This is a genomic window from Microthrixaceae bacterium, from assembly GCA_023957975.1.
Lineage (GTDB): Bacteria > Actinomycetota > Acidimicrobiia > Acidimicrobiales > Microtrichaceae > JAMLGM01.
On sequence record JAMLGM010000007.1, the window covers coordinates 123,100 to 137,392 of the forward strand.

At 67.1% G+C, this 14,293-nt stretch carries 17 protein-coding genes; 4 read left to right on the forward strand and 13 right to left on the reverse strand.

The window, feature by feature from the left end; translation table 11 throughout:
• Positions 1–13 precede the first annotated feature (13 nt).
• Positions 14–1,147 carry a cysteine desulfurase gene (locus M9952_11350; protein MCO5313514.1) on the forward strand — a complete coding sequence of 378 codons (1,134 nt, stop codon included), beginning with the start codon at positions 14–16 and terminating at the stop codon, positions 1,145–1,147.
• 149 nt (positions 1,148–1,296) lie between these two features.
• Here M9952_11350 and M9952_11355 read toward each other — a convergent pair whose 3' ends face one another.
• Both M9952_11355 and M9952_11360 read right to left on the reverse strand, forming a co-directional pair.
• A complete protein-coding gene (locus M9952_11355) occupies positions 1,297–1,740 on the reverse strand; it encodes a universal stress protein (protein MCO5313515.1) in 444 nt (147 codons plus the stop codon).
• Positions 1,741–1,869: 129 nt separating this feature from the next.
• Complete coding sequence (locus tag M9952_11360; GenBank protein ID MCO5313516.1) at positions 1,870–2,343, reverse strand: hypothetical protein; 474 nt, start codon at positions 2,341–2,343, stop codon at positions 1,870–1,872.
• Between the two features lie 39 nt (positions 2,344–2,382).
• On the opposite strand from M9952_11360, the gene M9952_11365 reads away from it, so the two are divergent.
• Positions 2,383–2,883 (forward strand): histidine phosphatase family protein, encoded by a 501-nt coding sequence (locus M9952_11365; protein MCO5313517.1) that lies wholly within the window; start codon positions 2,383–2,385, stop codon positions 2,881–2,883.
• Positions 2,884–2,944: 61 nt separating this feature from the next.
• On the opposite strand, the gene M9952_11370 is transcribed toward M9952_11365, so the two are convergent.
• The 10 genes from M9952_11370 to M9952_11415 form a co-directional block, all read right to left on the reverse strand.
• Entirely contained in the window at positions 2,945–4,168 is a 1,224-nt protein-coding gene (locus M9952_11370) for a saccharopine dehydrogenase NADP-binding domain-containing protein (GenBank protein ID MCO5313518.1), read from the reverse strand.
• A 93-nt stretch (positions 4,169–4,261) separates the two neighbouring features.
• Positions 4,262–5,470, reverse strand: a complete 1,209-nt coding sequence (locus M9952_11375; GenBank protein MCO5313519.1) for a tetratricopeptide repeat protein — start codon at positions 5,468–5,470, stop codon at positions 4,262–4,264.
• Positions 5,470–6,084 carry a cytochrome c-type biogenesis protein CcmH gene (locus M9952_11380; GenBank protein ID MCO5313520.1) on the reverse strand — a complete coding sequence of 205 codons (615 nt, stop codon included), beginning with the start codon at positions 6,082–6,084 and terminating at the stop codon, positions 5,470–5,472. The genes M9952_11375 and M9952_11380 overlap by 1 nt, the downstream gene beginning before the upstream one ends.
• Positions 6,084–6,629, reverse strand: coding sequence for a TlpA family protein disulfide reductase (locus M9952_11385; protein ID MCO5313521.1), 546 nt, complete (start codon positions 6,627–6,629; stop codon positions 6,084–6,086). The genes M9952_11380 and M9952_11385 overlap by 1 nt, the downstream gene beginning before the upstream one ends.
• Positions 6,626–8,620 (reverse strand): heme lyase CcmF/NrfE family subunit, encoded by a 1,995-nt coding sequence (locus M9952_11390; GenBank protein ID MCO5313522.1) that lies wholly within the window; start codon positions 8,618–8,620, stop codon positions 6,626–6,628. Before M9952_11390 ends, M9952_11385 begins: the two co-directional genes overlap by 4 nt.
• A 9-nt stretch (positions 8,621–8,629) precedes the next feature.
• A complete protein-coding gene (locus M9952_11395; protein ID MCO5313523.1) occupies positions 8,630–9,199 on the reverse strand; it encodes a cytochrome c maturation protein CcmE in 570 nt (189 codons plus the stop codon).
• On the reverse strand, positions 9,190–9,348 hold the full coding sequence (locus M9952_11400; protein MCO5313524.1) for a hypothetical protein: 159 nt from the start codon (positions 9,346–9,348) through the stop codon (positions 9,190–9,192). Before M9952_11400 ends, M9952_11395 begins: the two co-directional genes overlap by 10 nt.
• Positions 9,345–10,097, reverse strand: coding sequence for a cytochrome c biogenesis protein CcsA (gene ccsA, locus M9952_11405; GenBank protein ID MCO5313525.1), 753 nt, complete (start codon positions 10,095–10,097; stop codon positions 9,345–9,347). Before ccsA ends, M9952_11400 begins: the two co-directional genes overlap by 4 nt.
• A gap of 50 nt (positions 10,098–10,147) precedes the next feature.
• Complete coding sequence (locus tag M9952_11410) at positions 10,148–10,816, reverse strand: heme exporter protein CcmB (protein MCO5313526.1); 669 nt, start codon at positions 10,814–10,816, stop codon at positions 10,148–10,150.
• The gene (locus M9952_11415; GenBank protein MCO5313527.1) at positions 10,806–11,540 is read right to left on the reverse strand and encodes an ABC transporter ATP-binding protein; all 735 of its coding nucleotides are present in this window, start codon (positions 11,538–11,540) and stop codon (positions 10,806–10,808) included. The genes M9952_11410 and M9952_11415 overlap by 11 nt, the downstream gene beginning before the upstream one ends.
• An 82-nt stretch (positions 11,541–11,622) precedes the next feature.
• Between M9952_11415 and M9952_11420 the strand changes: the two genes are divergently transcribed.
• Both M9952_11420 and M9952_11425 read left to right on the forward strand, forming a co-directional pair.
• Complete coding sequence (locus M9952_11420; protein MCO5313528.1) at positions 11,623–12,633, forward strand: sortase; 1,011 nt, start codon at positions 11,623–11,625, stop codon at positions 12,631–12,633.
• 123 nt (positions 12,634–12,756) lie between these two features.
• Positions 12,757–13,338 (forward strand): septum formation family protein, encoded by a 582-nt coding sequence (locus tag M9952_11425; protein MCO5313529.1) that lies wholly within the window; start codon positions 12,757–12,759, stop codon positions 13,336–13,338.
• Positions 13,339–13,474: 136 nt separating this feature from the next.
• Here the strand turns inward: M9952_11425 and M9952_11430 are convergent, their stop codons facing one another.
• Positions 13,475–14,218, reverse strand: coding sequence for an enoyl-CoA hydratase-related protein (locus M9952_11430; GenBank protein MCO5313530.1), 744 nt, complete (start codon positions 14,216–14,218; stop codon positions 13,475–13,477).
• Positions 14,219–14,293: the final 75 nt, after the last annotated feature.

Consider the following 14,293-nt stretch of genomic DNA (forward strand, 5'->3'; position numbering starts at 1 on the left):
GTAGGTTCTGACCATGGCTCGCACCTACCTCGACTATGCGTCGACCACCCCGCTTCGTCCCGAGGCGGGCACAGCGATGATCGCGCTCCTCGAGGCGTCCGGGAACGGCGAGATCGGCGACCCGAGCCGAAGCCACTCCGAAGGTCTTGACGCCCGCCGACTTGTGGAGGACTGCCGCGACGTCGTGGCCGCCGCACTCGGGGCCCGTTCACGCGAGGTCGTGTTCTGTTCGGGGGCGACCGAGGCGATCGCGGCCGCGTCGCACGGCGCCGTCCGTGCCGACCCGACACGCCCCCACAGCGTGCTCAGCGCCGTCGAACACGCGGCGGTGCGGACCTGTGCCGAGCGCGGTCCGCACACCAGCGTGGGGGCCGACCGCTACGGCCGGGTGTCGCCCGACGAGCTGCTCGACGCGGTGCGCAGCGACACCGCCGTGGTGCACCTGCAGTGGGCGAACCACGAAGTCGGCACGATCCAGCCGGTCGCCGAGGTTGCAGCACGCGTCGCCGAGCTCGACGACGTGTTGTTTCACGTCGACGCCGCCCAGGCCGCCGGGCGCACCGCGATCTCGTTCAAGCGCAGCGGTGCCGACCTGCTGTCGGTGTCGGGCCACAAACTCGGAGGACCCACCGGTGTGGGCGCGCTGCTCGTGCGGCGCGGCGTACGGCTCGACCCGCTCATCACCGGGGGCGACCAGGAACGAGCGCGGCGCGCCGGAATCGAAAACGTCGTGGCCATCGCCGGGTTCGCCGCCGCGCTCAACGCTGCGACGGCGACACTCGCAGCGGAGACCGAGCGGCTCGAGACGCTGCGGTCCCGCATCGTCGACTGGGCCCGCGATGCCGCGGGGGTCGGCGTGCTCGGCCACCCCGACGAACGCTTGGCACAACTCGTGTGTCTCGAGATCGACGGAATCGAACCTCAGCCGATCCTGATCGGGCTCGATCGTGTCGGAATCGCCGTGCACTCGGGCAACTCGTGCAGTTCCGAAGCACTCGAGCCGTCCCCGGTGCTCGCGGCGATGGGAGCCGACGCCCAGCACTCGCTTCGGATTTCGATGGGTCACCTCACGACCGACGAGGATATCGATCGGCTGCTCGCCGAACTTCCACGGGTACTCGAGCAGCTCTGGGCACTGCGCCGCTGAGCCACTCCGCTGCACCGAACACTGCGCCGAAACAGTTCTGGGCGCGCTAGCGAGTCGGATGTGACCCGCGAGCGCGCCCAGAACTCGTCCAGGCCCGGCCTCCTGCCGGAAAAGCCGCCCGGCCCGCCCAAGCAGGACGGCGGAACCGATCAGTCGTCGCCGGTCATCACCAGCACCGGGCACGGGGCCTTGCGCAACAGTCGCTCATCGGTGCCGCCGAGCAGGTGACGTTCGAACCATCCGGTCTGGGTGGAGCCGACGACGATGAGGTCGACGTCGTCCTCTCGAGCGACCGAGGCGATCGCGTCGGGGACCGAAGCCGACGATGGCACGATCCGCTCCACGACACTTCGTGCGCCCAGCATTCGTTCGGTGCGCTCGATGGCCTCGCGTCCCTCTTCCTTCGCCTCCTGAAATCGTTCCTCGGCCTCGTCCTCGTCCATCAGCGGACCGGCGAAACCGCCAGCGTCGAGCGCCGGGTCGTATTTCCCTTCGATGATGGACACGAGATACACCTCGGCATCGACCGGGATGTAGTCCAACGCCCGCTGGGCGGCCTCGACCGATTCGTCGGTACCGTCGGTTGCAATCATCACACGAATACCCACAGCCGCTCCTCACGTCGTGCCTTGTTACGAACGCCAACCTCGCGTGTACCTCGTGGCGTCAGTGCAACGGTAGCGCCCACAACCGGGGGGCGTGGCGTAGGCGGAGCGCCGGACTCAGTCGTCCCAACGGCGGTCGGGGTCGTGTTCGGCGTCGTGTTCGGATTCGCCGAGCACGATGCTGGCGCACAGCCGCCGCAACTCCTCGTCGAACTCGGGATTGGGGTTCATTACCGAACTCACCGGCGCGGCCAACACGATTTCATCGCCGTCGCGCAGCCGCACCACCACCCCCGACCATCGCCGATGACGCGCCCGCTGGACGAGTTCGATCTCGGAAATCGGCACGCGACGAACCCACGTGAAATTCCGACTCACGAGGGTTCCGTCCTCGACCGACAAGCTGGTGGTCGACCATTGCAACACCGAGTGGCCGATTCCGATGACCGCGCCGAACGCCACGGCCTTCCAGACATCGACGAACTCGACGAACCCCAAGACGAGTGCCAGCAGCGCCCACAACGCCCCGTGGGCCACACCCCACATCAACACGCTGCCCGGGTGGGTTCGAAATCGCGCACGGCCGCTCACGCTTCCACATTACGTTCGCGGGTTGCCTAGTCTGCGTCGGTGACGATTTTCCTCGTTCGCCACGGCTCGGCGGGCCACCGCAATGATTCCGATCCCAACGACCTCGACCGCCATCTCGACTCGACGGGGCTGGTTCAGGCTGAGCGATTGGCCGCAGTCTTTTCCGGTGCGGAGCAACTGACCGGACTCGGCGACCTCGGGGTCCCGGCCGTCGAGCGGGTGTGGTCCTCTCCAGCGGCACGCTGCGTGGAAACCATCGAACCGACCGCGAGCCGCCTCGGTGTGTCGTTGTCCACCTCGCCCCACCTGTTGGAAGGCGCCGACATCGACGGAGCGTGGGAACTGATCGAATCGCTCGCCCGCGAGTCGGGCGACTCGGTGATGTGTTCCCACGGCGACATGATCCCCGAACTCATCCGACGCGCCCGGCTGCGCGGGATGCTGGTTCCGACGAAGTCGGGATGTTCGAAAGGCTCGGTGTGGGCGCTGTCGTGGGACGGGGATCGCTTCATCAGCGGCTCGTACGCAACGACCCGCTGACCACCGACCACCGACCGCCGGCCGCGCGACAACGCTGCCCACCTGGACCGGGACGGGCTGCTCAGCTCGCCGTAGCGGTGCGATCCTCAATCCCCCACGGCGAGCGATGCTCGCCGGACACCATGTCCAGAAACGGCACGGCATCGAAGGCCTCCGGACCGAGCACCCCGGCACCGTGCCACACTCCCTCGGCGATGAGTTCAGCGGCAACGGCCGGGAACAGCGCCGTCTGCCACACGACCGCCTGTGCGCCGTCGCGCGCCAGCGACTCGGCGTTGTCGACGACGTGGTACAGGTACACCTCTTTGTGCTCGCCGTCGGTGCCGGTTCCGCTGACCCAGGTGCCGGCACATGTCTTACCCGAGATCTCATCGGTGAGGTCGGCCGGGTTCGGTAGGACTGCGGCCACGACGTCGCGCGGCGACACCCGCTGGCCGCGTACCTCGACCGGATCGACCCGATCCAACCCGAGCTTGTGAAGGGTCTTGAGCACGTCGATGAACTCGTCGCCGAGCCCGTATTTGAACGTCACGCGGTTGCAGTCGATCCAACGGGGCACCAACAGCACCTCCTCGTGTTCAACGTTGACGCATTCGACCGGACCGATGCCCTCGGGAAACACGAAGGTCTCCGGCTCGCTGAACGGCTCGGTGGTGTACCACCCGCGCTCGCGCTCCCAGATCACCGGCGGGTTGAGGCACTCCTCGATCGTGGTCCAGATGGAAAATGTCGGCGCGAAGTCGTAGCCGGCGACCTCGAGGTTGGCCCCGTCGCGCACGCCGATCTCATCGATGGAGCTGAAGAGGTGATCCGACGCGTACCGGGCGAACACATCGGCGAGACCCGGCTCCACACCCATCCCGCACAAGGCGAGCAGCCCGCGTTCTGCCCAGGCATCGTGGCGCGCGAACTGTTCGTCACCCAGCTTCACCCCGCACACGGCGTGGGGGTCGCCCGGATGGGGGCTCGACAGCGACATCGCCATGTCGATGTAGGTCACACCCGCCGCAAAGCAGCCCTCGAAGATCGGCATGACGAAGCGAGGATCCGCGGCGTTCAGGACCAACGTGGCCCCCGCGTTGGCAATGGCCGCGGCGACCGCCGCCGAGTCGGACGCGTCGACCGCCATGGCACTCACCCTGGCATCGCCCGTGCGGGTCGCAGCGCGTTGCGCTCGCGCAAGATCGATGTCGGCGAGGACCAACGTCTCGAAGAACCCCCGCCGGGACACGATCGTTGCGAACGCGGAACCGACACCGCCGGAACCGATCACGAGGATTTTCATGGCGCGACTCTACGGGAGCGTCGCACTGAAGCGTCGCGAAAAGCTCGGCGCGGCGAATGATCTCCGCGCCGCGGCCCACCCCGAGGCGCGCGATCAACCCCCCGACGCGGATGCCTGCCGGGTCACCTCGGCGCGGATCTCAGCGGCGCCGACGTAGGGCGACACCAGCGGGGAGATCTCGCGATCCCCGAGCGCATCGAGGTCGGCCAACGACGCGTCGTAATCGCCCAGCCACATGTTCCAGGTTGCCCGCAACAGCAGCGCGGTCGGGTCCTGTGGGTCGATCACGAGCGCCTCGTCGGCGCTGGCGAGGGCCGTGGGCAGGGTCGCCGCGGCGAGTTCGTTGTCGATGGTGGCCAAGAGCCCCAGGGTGAAGGACCGCAGGGTCAGGAACTGCGCGTTGTCGCGGTGAGCGTCGAGTTCGCCCTCGAAGCACTTCACCGCGTCGGCCAACGTCGTCGCAGCCTTCGCCAGCGCGTCGCCATCGGGTGAGTCACCGGCCGAACCGTCTCCGGCCGACGAGGTCGCCTCGCCGAGCTGGGTGCCGGCCGTTTCGGTCTGTTCCCAACACGCCGCGGCGTCCGGTCCCAGCAGGCCCAGCGCGATCTTTCGTTCGAGGCCCTGGCTGGCGAGCGTGTTGCGCACCGCCGGCGAGGGGTCGAGCGCCATGAGTGCGTCGATCGCCTCCTGTGCACCGGCAAAGTCCCCGGTGTCGGCACGGACCGAGGCGATGAACACCCAGACGTCGGGAAAGGTCGGATCGAGTTCGACGACGCGATCAAAGCGTTCCATGGCCTCCTCTGGACGGTCGGTTCGGGCGAAGGCCCAGCCCTGGTAGGTGAGGTAGGTGACATTGTCGGGAGCATCGGCCAACAATTCGTCGTAGCACGCAATGCCCTCCTGCGGTTCCGACATCGACAGCGTCATGCAACGTCTCGCGCCGGCACCGGGCGAGGCCGTGTTGCCGGTGAGGCTCTCGTCGCCGACCCGACTGGCTGAAGCGTTGATCAACAGCACCGCGGCGACCACCCCGAACACGAGACACCCGCCGATCCACGCCAGGCGTCGCGACAGCGCTGGGCGCGCCGCGGCCTGGCGCTGTGCGAGTTCGTCGGTGTGTTCCTCGAGGGCCTCGATCGCCGCCGCCGCCCGCGCGACGTAGCCGCGGCGCAGTTCCTCGTAATCCTCCTCATCGACATCGCCGGCGTCGCGTTCTCGATCGAGATCACGAATCGAGTCGAGCAGGTAGTCGCGTTCCTCCTCGAGACGGGCGATCGCGTCGAGGTCGATCCTTCGGGCCATCAGGTGGACCCCGGGTCATCCGCAGCGCCGCCGGCACTCGCCGCGCCGCCGGCACTCGCCGCGCCGCCGGCATCCGCCGAGACGCCGGAGACGCCGGCCCGCAACGCCGCCTCGACCTTCGCCGCGCCGGCGGCGTCGACCCGCAACGACGCCGAGGAGTCACGGCGGGAACGCGCGCTCATGAAGGCCACCCCCATCCCGGCGACTCCACCGAAGGCAACTACCACCGGCAACACCCACACCAATGCGCCGATACCGGTGCCGCGGGGGTTCAGTAGAACACGTTCTCCGTAGGCCTGGGCCATCGCGGTGAAGATCTCGTCGTCGGACTTTCCGGCCCTCATCTGTTCCTCGATCGCGGCGCGCATCGTCTGGGCGAAACCCGACTGAGAACTGGCAACCGATTCACCCGAACACTTCAGGCACTTGAGTTGCTCGGCGATGCGGTGCAGCCGATCCTGCGAGGTTCCCTCCACCGGCGCGGGCCTCGCCCCGAGCGCGAGCAGCACCACCACCGCGACCAACCCGAGCGCCCAACCGGCCCGGCGAAGGGTGCGCGACTGCGGGCCGTTCAGGTTCCCACGCGTGCTGCGCCCCGTTGCGCCAGCACCCATCAGCGACCGCCCTCGTCGTTCCAGCGCTGCATCTCGGCCTCCACTTGAGCCGCGGTGATGCCGCCGATGAACTTCTTGATCACGATGCCATCCGGAGCCACCAGATAGGACTCGGGCAGCCCGATGACCCCGAATTGCACGTTGATGTCCACCCCCAGCCCCACCAGGACGGGAAACTCGCCACCGTGGTCGTCGAAGAACTGCTGCACGGTGGGAGCCGGTTCGTCATAGGCAATGCTCACCACGGCCGCATCGCCACTTTGACCATGACGCTCGGAGAACAACTTGAGCTCCGGGTGCTCGGCCACGCACGGAGGGCACCACGTGGCAAAGAAGTTCACGAGCAGGAACTGCCCGAGGTAGTCGTCGCTGCGAAACGGACGGCCTTGCAGGTCGGTCGCCTGCAGTTCGGGCATCTCGCGCCCGACGATGCTGTTGGTGTCGGTCGCCTCGTCGTCGCGCACGCTGGCGATGACGAACACCGCGATCAGTGCTGCCATCACGATCCCGACGATCGACGCGATCACCGCTGGCCGATTCTTCAATTCACCGCTCCTTCGGCGATCTGGGCTGGGTGCGATGGCGGGTCGTCGGACGTGACCTCGGTCGACTCCGACACAGGTGCGAGCGGGTCTCTGCGGCGCCCGGGAAACGCAGCAAGAACGGTGCCCAGCACCATGACCAACCCGCCGATCCACAACCATTGAATGAGTGGCTCGACGACGACGAGCAGCCGAATCGTCGGATCCGAGGTGGTCGGCTTGCGAAGCAGGTTCATGTAGAGGTCCTCGGTGAACGACACCCGCACCGAGGGCCTCGACACCTCCATTCCCGTCATGAGGTACTGGTTGATCGCCGGTTCGAAGGTCCGCCCATCGTTGACCCGGATGCCCGCACGAATCTCGTTTCGGTTGGATTCGGTGACGACCCGGTTCGACACGTACTCAAACGTGTGACCGCCCACCGACACCCGATCACCGATCGTCATCGTGAACTCGCCCTGACGACTGAAACTCGACGAGGCGGTGAAGGCCACCGCGATCAACAGCACCCCGAGGTGCACCACCATGCCACCGTTCGCCCGCCCGACAAAGCCCCGCCAACCCTGTCGTCGGGTGGCCAGCACGAGTTGGCGCAGCACCGAACCGGCAGCGAATCCACACAGCCAGAATCCCAACAGCGGCGCCACGCCACGAGCGCCGACCGCGACCGCGAGGCCCAGCACCAGCACCGAGGTCCACATCGGCCACCAGAGTCGCTTGCTCAGCAGTTCCGCCGACGCGGCGCGCCACGGCAAGACCGGAGCGACCGCCATGAGGAACAACATGACGAGACCGATCGGCGTCGACATCGTGTCGAAGAACGGAGCCCCGACGCTGAGCGTGTCGTCGTTGAGCGCTTCGACGACGAGCGGGAACACGGTGCCCAGCAACACCACGAAAGCAAAGGCGGCAAACAACACGTTGTTGGCGAGAAACGCGCCTTCGCGGCTCAACGGCGAATCGATCGCGCCGGGTGAGCGCAGCCGTTCCCCCCGCCAGCCGATCAGCACGAGCGCGACGATCACCACGACGGCGAAGAACCCCAACAGGGTCGGGCCGACCGCGCCGTCGCTGAACGCGTGCACCGACTGCACGACCCCCGACCGCGACAGGAACGTGCCGAGGATCGTCAAGGCGAAGGTCGCGATCACCAGCGACAGGTTCCAGACCCGCAACATGCCGCGTCGTTCCTGGACCATCACCGAATGCAGGTACGCGGTGCCGGTCAGCCACGGGAGAAACGAGGCGTTCTCCACCGGGTCCCACGCCCAGTAGCCACCCCAACCCGACACCTCGTAGCTCCACCAGGCGCCGAGCACGATCCCGGCCGTGAGGAACCCCCACGAGATGACCGTCCAGCGTCGGGTTTCCGCCAGCCACCCTTCACCCAGGCGGCCGGTGATGAGCGCAGCCATGGCGAACGCGAAGGGGACGGTGAACCCGACGAATCCGATGTAGAGCATCGGCGGGTGAAACGCCACGAGGATGTGGTTCTGCAACAACGGGTTCGGACCCGGCCCGTCGAAACCGGGGGGCTGACCCGAGCCACGAAACACCGGCGCCGCGGTCAGCATCAGCGTGAAGAAGAAGGCGGTGACGATGAACATGATCACCATCGCCCACCCCAACAGGGCGTCTCCGATCCGGCCTTTGAACTTCGCACCCACCATGACGGTGAAGATGCTGAGCAGCAGGCCCCACAACAGCACCGACCCCTCGAGCGCCGACCACATCGTGGCGACGTTGAACGGGAACGGGGTTTTCGAGCTGCCCGTCTCGGCCACGTACGCGACCGACGTGTCGTTGGTGATCAGCGACACCTGCATCACCAACACTGCGATGACCGCGCCGACCAACGACAGCGAGGCCATGGGGCGCGACCACAACACGAGATCGGCGCGACCGCGAATCACCCCGGTCGCCACGACCACGGCTCCCGCCACGCACGCGAGCAGCGTGAGGACGAGTGCGGCGTTACCGAGTGAAACTGCCATCGGTCCCGGTCACGACCCCGACTTGGTGGCGGTCGCCTCGGCATCGATTTCGGCTTCGGTGATCCGATCGTCGTGATCTTCTTCGTAGCTCTCGTCGTGTTTCACCAGAACCCGGTTGCTGTGGAACTCCTCGCCGACGAAGCGGCCCTCCACCACGAGCGGGATCGACTCGCCGAACAGGTCGGGCACCTCACCGGTGTGTTCGACCTGCACCGATACCCCGTGGAACGACAACAGGAATCGCACGCGGTCGCCGTCCTCGACCGACCCCTCGATGACGTTGCCCTGAAGTCGGATCCGCTTGTCACCGATTTCGGTGCGCCGCTCGACGGCCTCGTCCACGTTGTAGAAGTACGTCGACGCGCCGATCAGGCTGTACCCCACGAACACCAGTGCGGCCACGACCGCGACGAGCACTCCCCACATGCCCCATTTTCGCGCCCCGCCTCCGCCTCCACCGGAACCGGTGGCGGACACGTCGCGCGGCGTGAGTTCGAACGCGTCATCGGTGGTTCGGGCGTCGATCGACTCTTCGCCGATGCCGCCACCGTTCATCCCTCCCGACGTGGTCACATCCACCGCCGCTCGTCCTCGGGAACACGCTTGGACAGGTGCCTACCCTTGCGGATGACCATCAGCGCGTACCCGCCGATCACCCCGACGGTGACGGCCCACGAGATTCCCACCGAAACCCAGGCCGTCGTGTTGTCGATGGCGGTTGCGATCATGGGTTCACCTTTCCGAATTCAGCGCGGCCTTCCGCCCGCCGCGCCTCGATGGCCGACTCCAGGTCGGATTCGGCCGCCCGATCGGCCAGCCAACCCACCCGGAACCGATGCATCGTGAGCCATACGGCAAACAGCGCGAACGTGAGGAATCCCAGATACAGCGCGAATTCCTGGTTCCCCGAGATTTTCGACGCTCCCGGGGCACCCACCGTGCGGCCCTGGTGCAATGTCGAGAACCACTCGGTCGACATGCGTACGGGATAGATCATGAGCGCCGCGACGATGCCCACCACGGCGGAACGCACGTTGCGCTGCCCGAGCTCCGCGGGGATGTTCCGAACGACGACGTAGCCGACGTAGAGGAGGAACAACAGCAGGGTCGAGGTCAGGCGGGCGTCGCCCCACGACCAGTAGGTCCCCCAGGTCGGTTTACCCCAGAACATGCCGGTGATCACCGTGACACCCAGGAACACCATGCCGATCTCGCCCGTTGCCGCCGCCAGTTGATCGGCGAACTCTGAGCGTTTCCACAGGTAGAACACCGACGCGACGAGGTTCGCGACCATGCACAGGTACGCGACGATCACGGTCGGAACGTGCAGGTACAAGATGCGAACCGTGTTGCCCAACTCGACGTCGGCCTTGGAGAACCAGAACGCGTACAGGACCAGGAACAGCGCACTGATCGCCGCGAGAATCCCAAGAATTCGGGACCCGCGCGACGAGGTGGACTGGGGAGAATCGTTCATCGAAAGCGTTCCGTTCACTTCTGGGCCGATGCGCTCGTCGGACTCCCCGGTCAGGACTCTTCGAGCAGGGCCACAGCTGTGGCCATTCCGGCCACCACATGGATGGCCATCAGCATGCCCAACATCGCCACCCATCGCCAGCCGGGGCCGACCCCCGTGCCCAATGCCACGGCGAAACACTTCGTCGCCGCCAACAGCACCGGAGCGAGCGCCGGCAGGCTCAGCAGCGGCAACAGCGCCTCGCGGCCGTCCATCCCGGCCGACAGCGAGCCATAGAGCGCGCCGATCGCCGACACGGAAATCGTCGCCAGCGGGATGGACGCGGCGAGCAGGCCGATGCCGCCGAGGCGCACGTCGTACATGAGGATCATCGCGACCGCGAGCACCACCTCGAGTGCGCTCAACTGCACGAATACCGACGCGGTCTTGCCAGCGAATACCCCCGCTGGCGACAACGAACTCATCCGCAACGCCTCGTGGACGCCGTCGGAGCGGTCGATGACGGCGTTGCGCTGGGCGATCGTGTTGGATGCGAACAGCACCGTCACCCAGAACAGTCCACCGGCGCCGGCGCGCAACATGGTCGTGTCGGCATCGAACGCGAACGCGAACAGCATCACCACCGACAGCACGAACGGCCCCACGAATCGCGTGGTGACGCGACTGCGCCATTCGACGAGCAGGTCCTTGCGACACACCAGCACCGCGTCACGCAGCATCGGCGACCACCGTGCCTCCGCTCAACGACACGATGCGCGTCGACACCGCGACGGCGCGATCGAGATCGTGGGACGCGAACATCACCGTCGCTCCGGCCTCGCTCGCCGCGACGATCAAGCCATCGACAAGATCCCTACCGGCGGTATCGAGGCCGGCGTGGGGTTCGTCCAACAACCACAGCCGTGGACGCCGCACGATCGTCGCCGCCAACGAAACGCGTCTGCGCTGCCCCGTCGAGAGGCGTTTCACGGGGACGGACCTCAGACGTTGGGCCAACTCCACCCGGTCCATCGCGGCCTCCGCGTCGGATGCGGGCACGCGACACGCTTGGGCCCAGAATCGCACGTTGTCGGCCGCGGTGAGGTCGTCGTACAGGCCGGTACTGTGCGCCAGGTACCCGATCGAGGCCCGAACCGCACGGCGTTGTGCCCGCTGGTTGACCCCACCTCGTGGCTCGGAGCCCGGACCGGCACTCGAAGCGGAGCCCGGACCGGCGCCGAGGTCGTGACCCAGCACCGTGGCCACTCCCGAACTCACCGGCAACAGCCCCGCGACGACCCGCAGCAACGACGTTTTGCCGGCCCCGTTCGGCCCCTGAACCAAGACGCGTTCTCGCGGGTTCACGTCGAGATCGATCCCGGCCAACACCGGAAAACGACCCGCTCGGGCCACGACGTTACGCAGTGAGATGACGGGGTCGATGATGCCGGGCTCGCTGTTCACGCAGGTCTCGTGGTGGTCGGTCGCAGGCCAACGCTACCCGGGTGCCCGCGGGAATCGCCAAGAGTGCCGGTAGCTTGACGGCGTGATTTCTCGGATCTTCGGTGGTGTCGGGCGTTCCCTGATCTTCAGCGGCACGGTGCTGTTGTTGTTCGTCGGCTACCAACTCTGGGGCACGAGCCTCGACACCCAGGGCCATCAACGAGATCTCACCCGGGAGTTCGGCGAGACCGTGGGGGTGGATCCCGACAAGCCGAAGGACGAGGCACTGCGCAGCATCGTCGAACGACTCTCCAAGATCGAGCCGCGCACCGCCGAGCCGCTCGAAGCTCCCGCAGAGGGCGAGGGGGCGGGATTCATCGAGATTCCGAAGATCGACCTTGGTCCGACCGTGTTCGTTCAGGGGGTGTCCAAGGCGGACCTGCGCAAGGGGCCCGGCCACTACACCGGTACGCCGTTTCCCGGCAACGAGGGCAACGCTGGCATCGCCGGGCACCGCACCACCTACAGCGCGCCGTTCAACCGCATCGACGAACTCGTCCCGGGCGACCACATCATCGTGTACACCAACCAGGGCAAGTTCACCTACGAGGTTCGGCCGTCGCCCGACGAACGGCGAAGCGGCGAGGAGAACCGGCTGTGGGGGCCCGGTTGGTTTGCGGTGCGCCCGTCCGACGTCAGCGTGTTGGACCAGTCGGACGAGAACATGTTGACCCTCACCGCCTGTCACCCGAAGCGCTCCGCCAGGTATCGCATCATCGTCCAGGCCACACTCATCGCCGATCCGGCGCCCGCACCCGACGAGGACCTCGATCCGAGCACGTCCACGGTCAAGCCCGAGAATTCAGAAACGGTGGGCTCCGATTCGGGCGATGAAGAGGCAGCCATGATCGCCGGGGATCCCGACGAACTGGCACCTGCGATCGCCTGGTTCGCGGCGGTGGTCGCCATCTGGCTCGCGTCGATGGCATTCGCCGCGTTCCTGCGCCGACGCCAGCGCCGCGCCTGGTGGATCTACCTGTTCACCGTCGCGCTCAGCGCCTGGCCGCTGTGGCTCTCGTTCACCCACGTCGACAAGTTCCTCCCGTCGTTCTGAGCGCCGGCCCCTCCGGTCGCACCGAACACCGAGCGCCGAGCGCCGAGCGCCGAACACCGAGCACCGAGCGCCGTTCTCAGGCCGGTTCGCGTCCGCGGCACGCCGGTCTCGTATCGTTTTGGGGTGCTCCCCCGCCCTTTGAATCGCTTCGCCCCGTCCGCTCGCGCCGCGGCGACCGCTGCGGCGGTCATGTTGTGCATCGTGCTGGGCGCCGGTGGTTGCTCATCGAACGATGCCACGGACGACTCGGCGGGCGAGGAATCGTCCGAGTCGACCACGACCACGACCACGCCGGCGGGCCTGTTGACCGCCACGATGGACATCTTGTCGGGACAGTGTTTCAACCCGGTGCCCGACCCGACCCAGCAGCCCTACGCCGTGTTCGTCGTCGCGTGCGATGATCCCCACGAGTTCGAGGCCTACTCCACGACACAACTCGAGCTCGGCGAGCCCACCCCACCCGGCACGCCCTATCCCGGTGACCTCACGGTGGCCAACGCCGCCGAGGCGCAGTGCCTGACCGGGTTCGCGTCGTTTGTGGGACTGGCGTGGGAAAGCAGCGAGTACGACGTGCAGGCGTGGTGGCCCTCGGCAGAGTCGTGGACGACGACCAATGACCGGTCGATTCTGTGCGGGGTCTTTCGGGTCACCGCCGGATCCGATTCCGCCATGACCGTCGGCAGCGCACGAAACAGCCGCCGCTGACCAGCGCCCCGCACCCCGCACCCCGCTCGTTCTCCGATAACCAGTGGTCGTGATCACGACCACTGGTTATCGGAGAACAGGCTGGGCCGCGGCAGGCTGGGCCGCGGCAGGCTGGGCGGCGGCAGGCGGGGTCTGGTCAACGCCCGGTGAACACCGGCGGGCGACGCTCGGCGAAGGCCCGCCGCCCCTCTTCGAGGTCCTCGCTCGCCCAGGCCCGGTCGAAGGCCGCGTCGAATGCGGGACTGGCGATGTCTTGTTCCACCAGGTCGAGCCCGAGTTTCGTCCCCGCGATCGCCAACGGTGCGAGGGTCGTGACCCGGGCCGCCAGTTCGAGCGCTGCCGCCAAGTCCCCCGATGACTGCACCAGACCACAGCGCATGGCATCGTCGAACCGGTAGACCTCGGCGCTCAGCAACATATGGCGTGCGGCCCCCGGCCCGACTGCCCAGGTCAGTCGGTTGAGGGTCCAGTGGTTCACCACGATGCCCAACTTCGCGGCGGGGATACCGAAGTAGGCGTCCTCGGTCGCGATGCGGATGTCGCAGGCGAGGGCCAGCTGCATGCCCAGACCCATGCAGGCCCCGCCGATCGCGGCGATCGTCACCACCGAGGCGTCGGCAACGTTGGAGAGCATGGTGCGCAGCCGGGTGTCGAAGGCCTGATCCTCCAACTCCTTGAGGTCGGCGCCTGCACAGAAATGACCGCCGGCCCCCGTGAACACGATCGCCGCCACGTTCGCGTCGAGCGCGTCGGCCACCGCCGAATCGAGCGCCTCGAGCGCCGCGAAATTGAGTGCGTTTCGCCGATCCTGACGATCGATCGTGATGGTCGCCACACGATCGATGACGTTGGAGGAGATAACCGGGGCGGACTCGCTCATCGTGATGCCTTTCGGGAGAAACTGCGGGACTCGAGGACTGCTGGGATCGGTGGTCACACCGGGCACGAGCCGTGC

Excerpts from the sequence above, each read along its gene's own strand:
- M9952_11350 (MCO5313514.1), top strand. The coding sequence starts at position 14 with ATGGCTCGCACCTACCTCGACTATGCGTCGACCACCCCGCTTCGTCCC.
- M9952_11355 (MCO5313515.1), bottom strand. The coding sequence starts at position 1,740 with ATGATTGCAACCGACGGTACCGACGAATCGGTCGAGGCCGCCCAGCGG.
- M9952_11370 (MCO5313518.1), bottom strand. The coding sequence starts at position 4,168 with ATGAAAATCCTCGTGATCGGTTCCGGCGGTGTCGGTTCCGCGTTCGCA.
- M9952_11375 (MCO5313519.1), bottom strand. The coding sequence starts at position 5,470 with ATGGCCCGAAGGATCGACCTCGACGCGATCGCCCGTCTCGAGGAGGAA.
- M9952_11380 (MCO5313520.1), bottom strand. The coding sequence starts at position 6,084 with ATGGGTGCTGGCGCAACGGGGCGCAGCACGCGTGGGAACCTGAACGGC.
- M9952_11390 (MCO5313522.1), bottom strand. The coding sequence starts at position 8,620 with ATGGCAGTTTCACTCGGTAACGCCGCACTCGTCCTCACGCTGCTCGCG.
- M9952_11400 (MCO5313524.1), bottom strand. The coding sequence starts at position 9,348 with ATGATCGCAACCGCCATCGACAACACGACGGCCTGGGTTTCGGTGGGA.
- ccsA (MCO5313525.1), bottom strand. The coding sequence starts at position 10,097 with ATGAACGATTCTCCCCAGTCCACCTCGTCGCGCGGGTCCCGAATTCTT.
- M9952_11410 (MCO5313526.1), bottom strand. The coding sequence starts at position 10,816 with ATGCTGCGTGACGCGGTGCTGGTGTGTCGCAAGGACCTGCTCGTCGAA.
- M9952_11430 (MCO5313530.1), bottom strand. The coding sequence starts at position 14,218 with ATGAGCGAGTCCGCCCCGGTTATCTCCTCCAACGTCATCGATCGTGTG.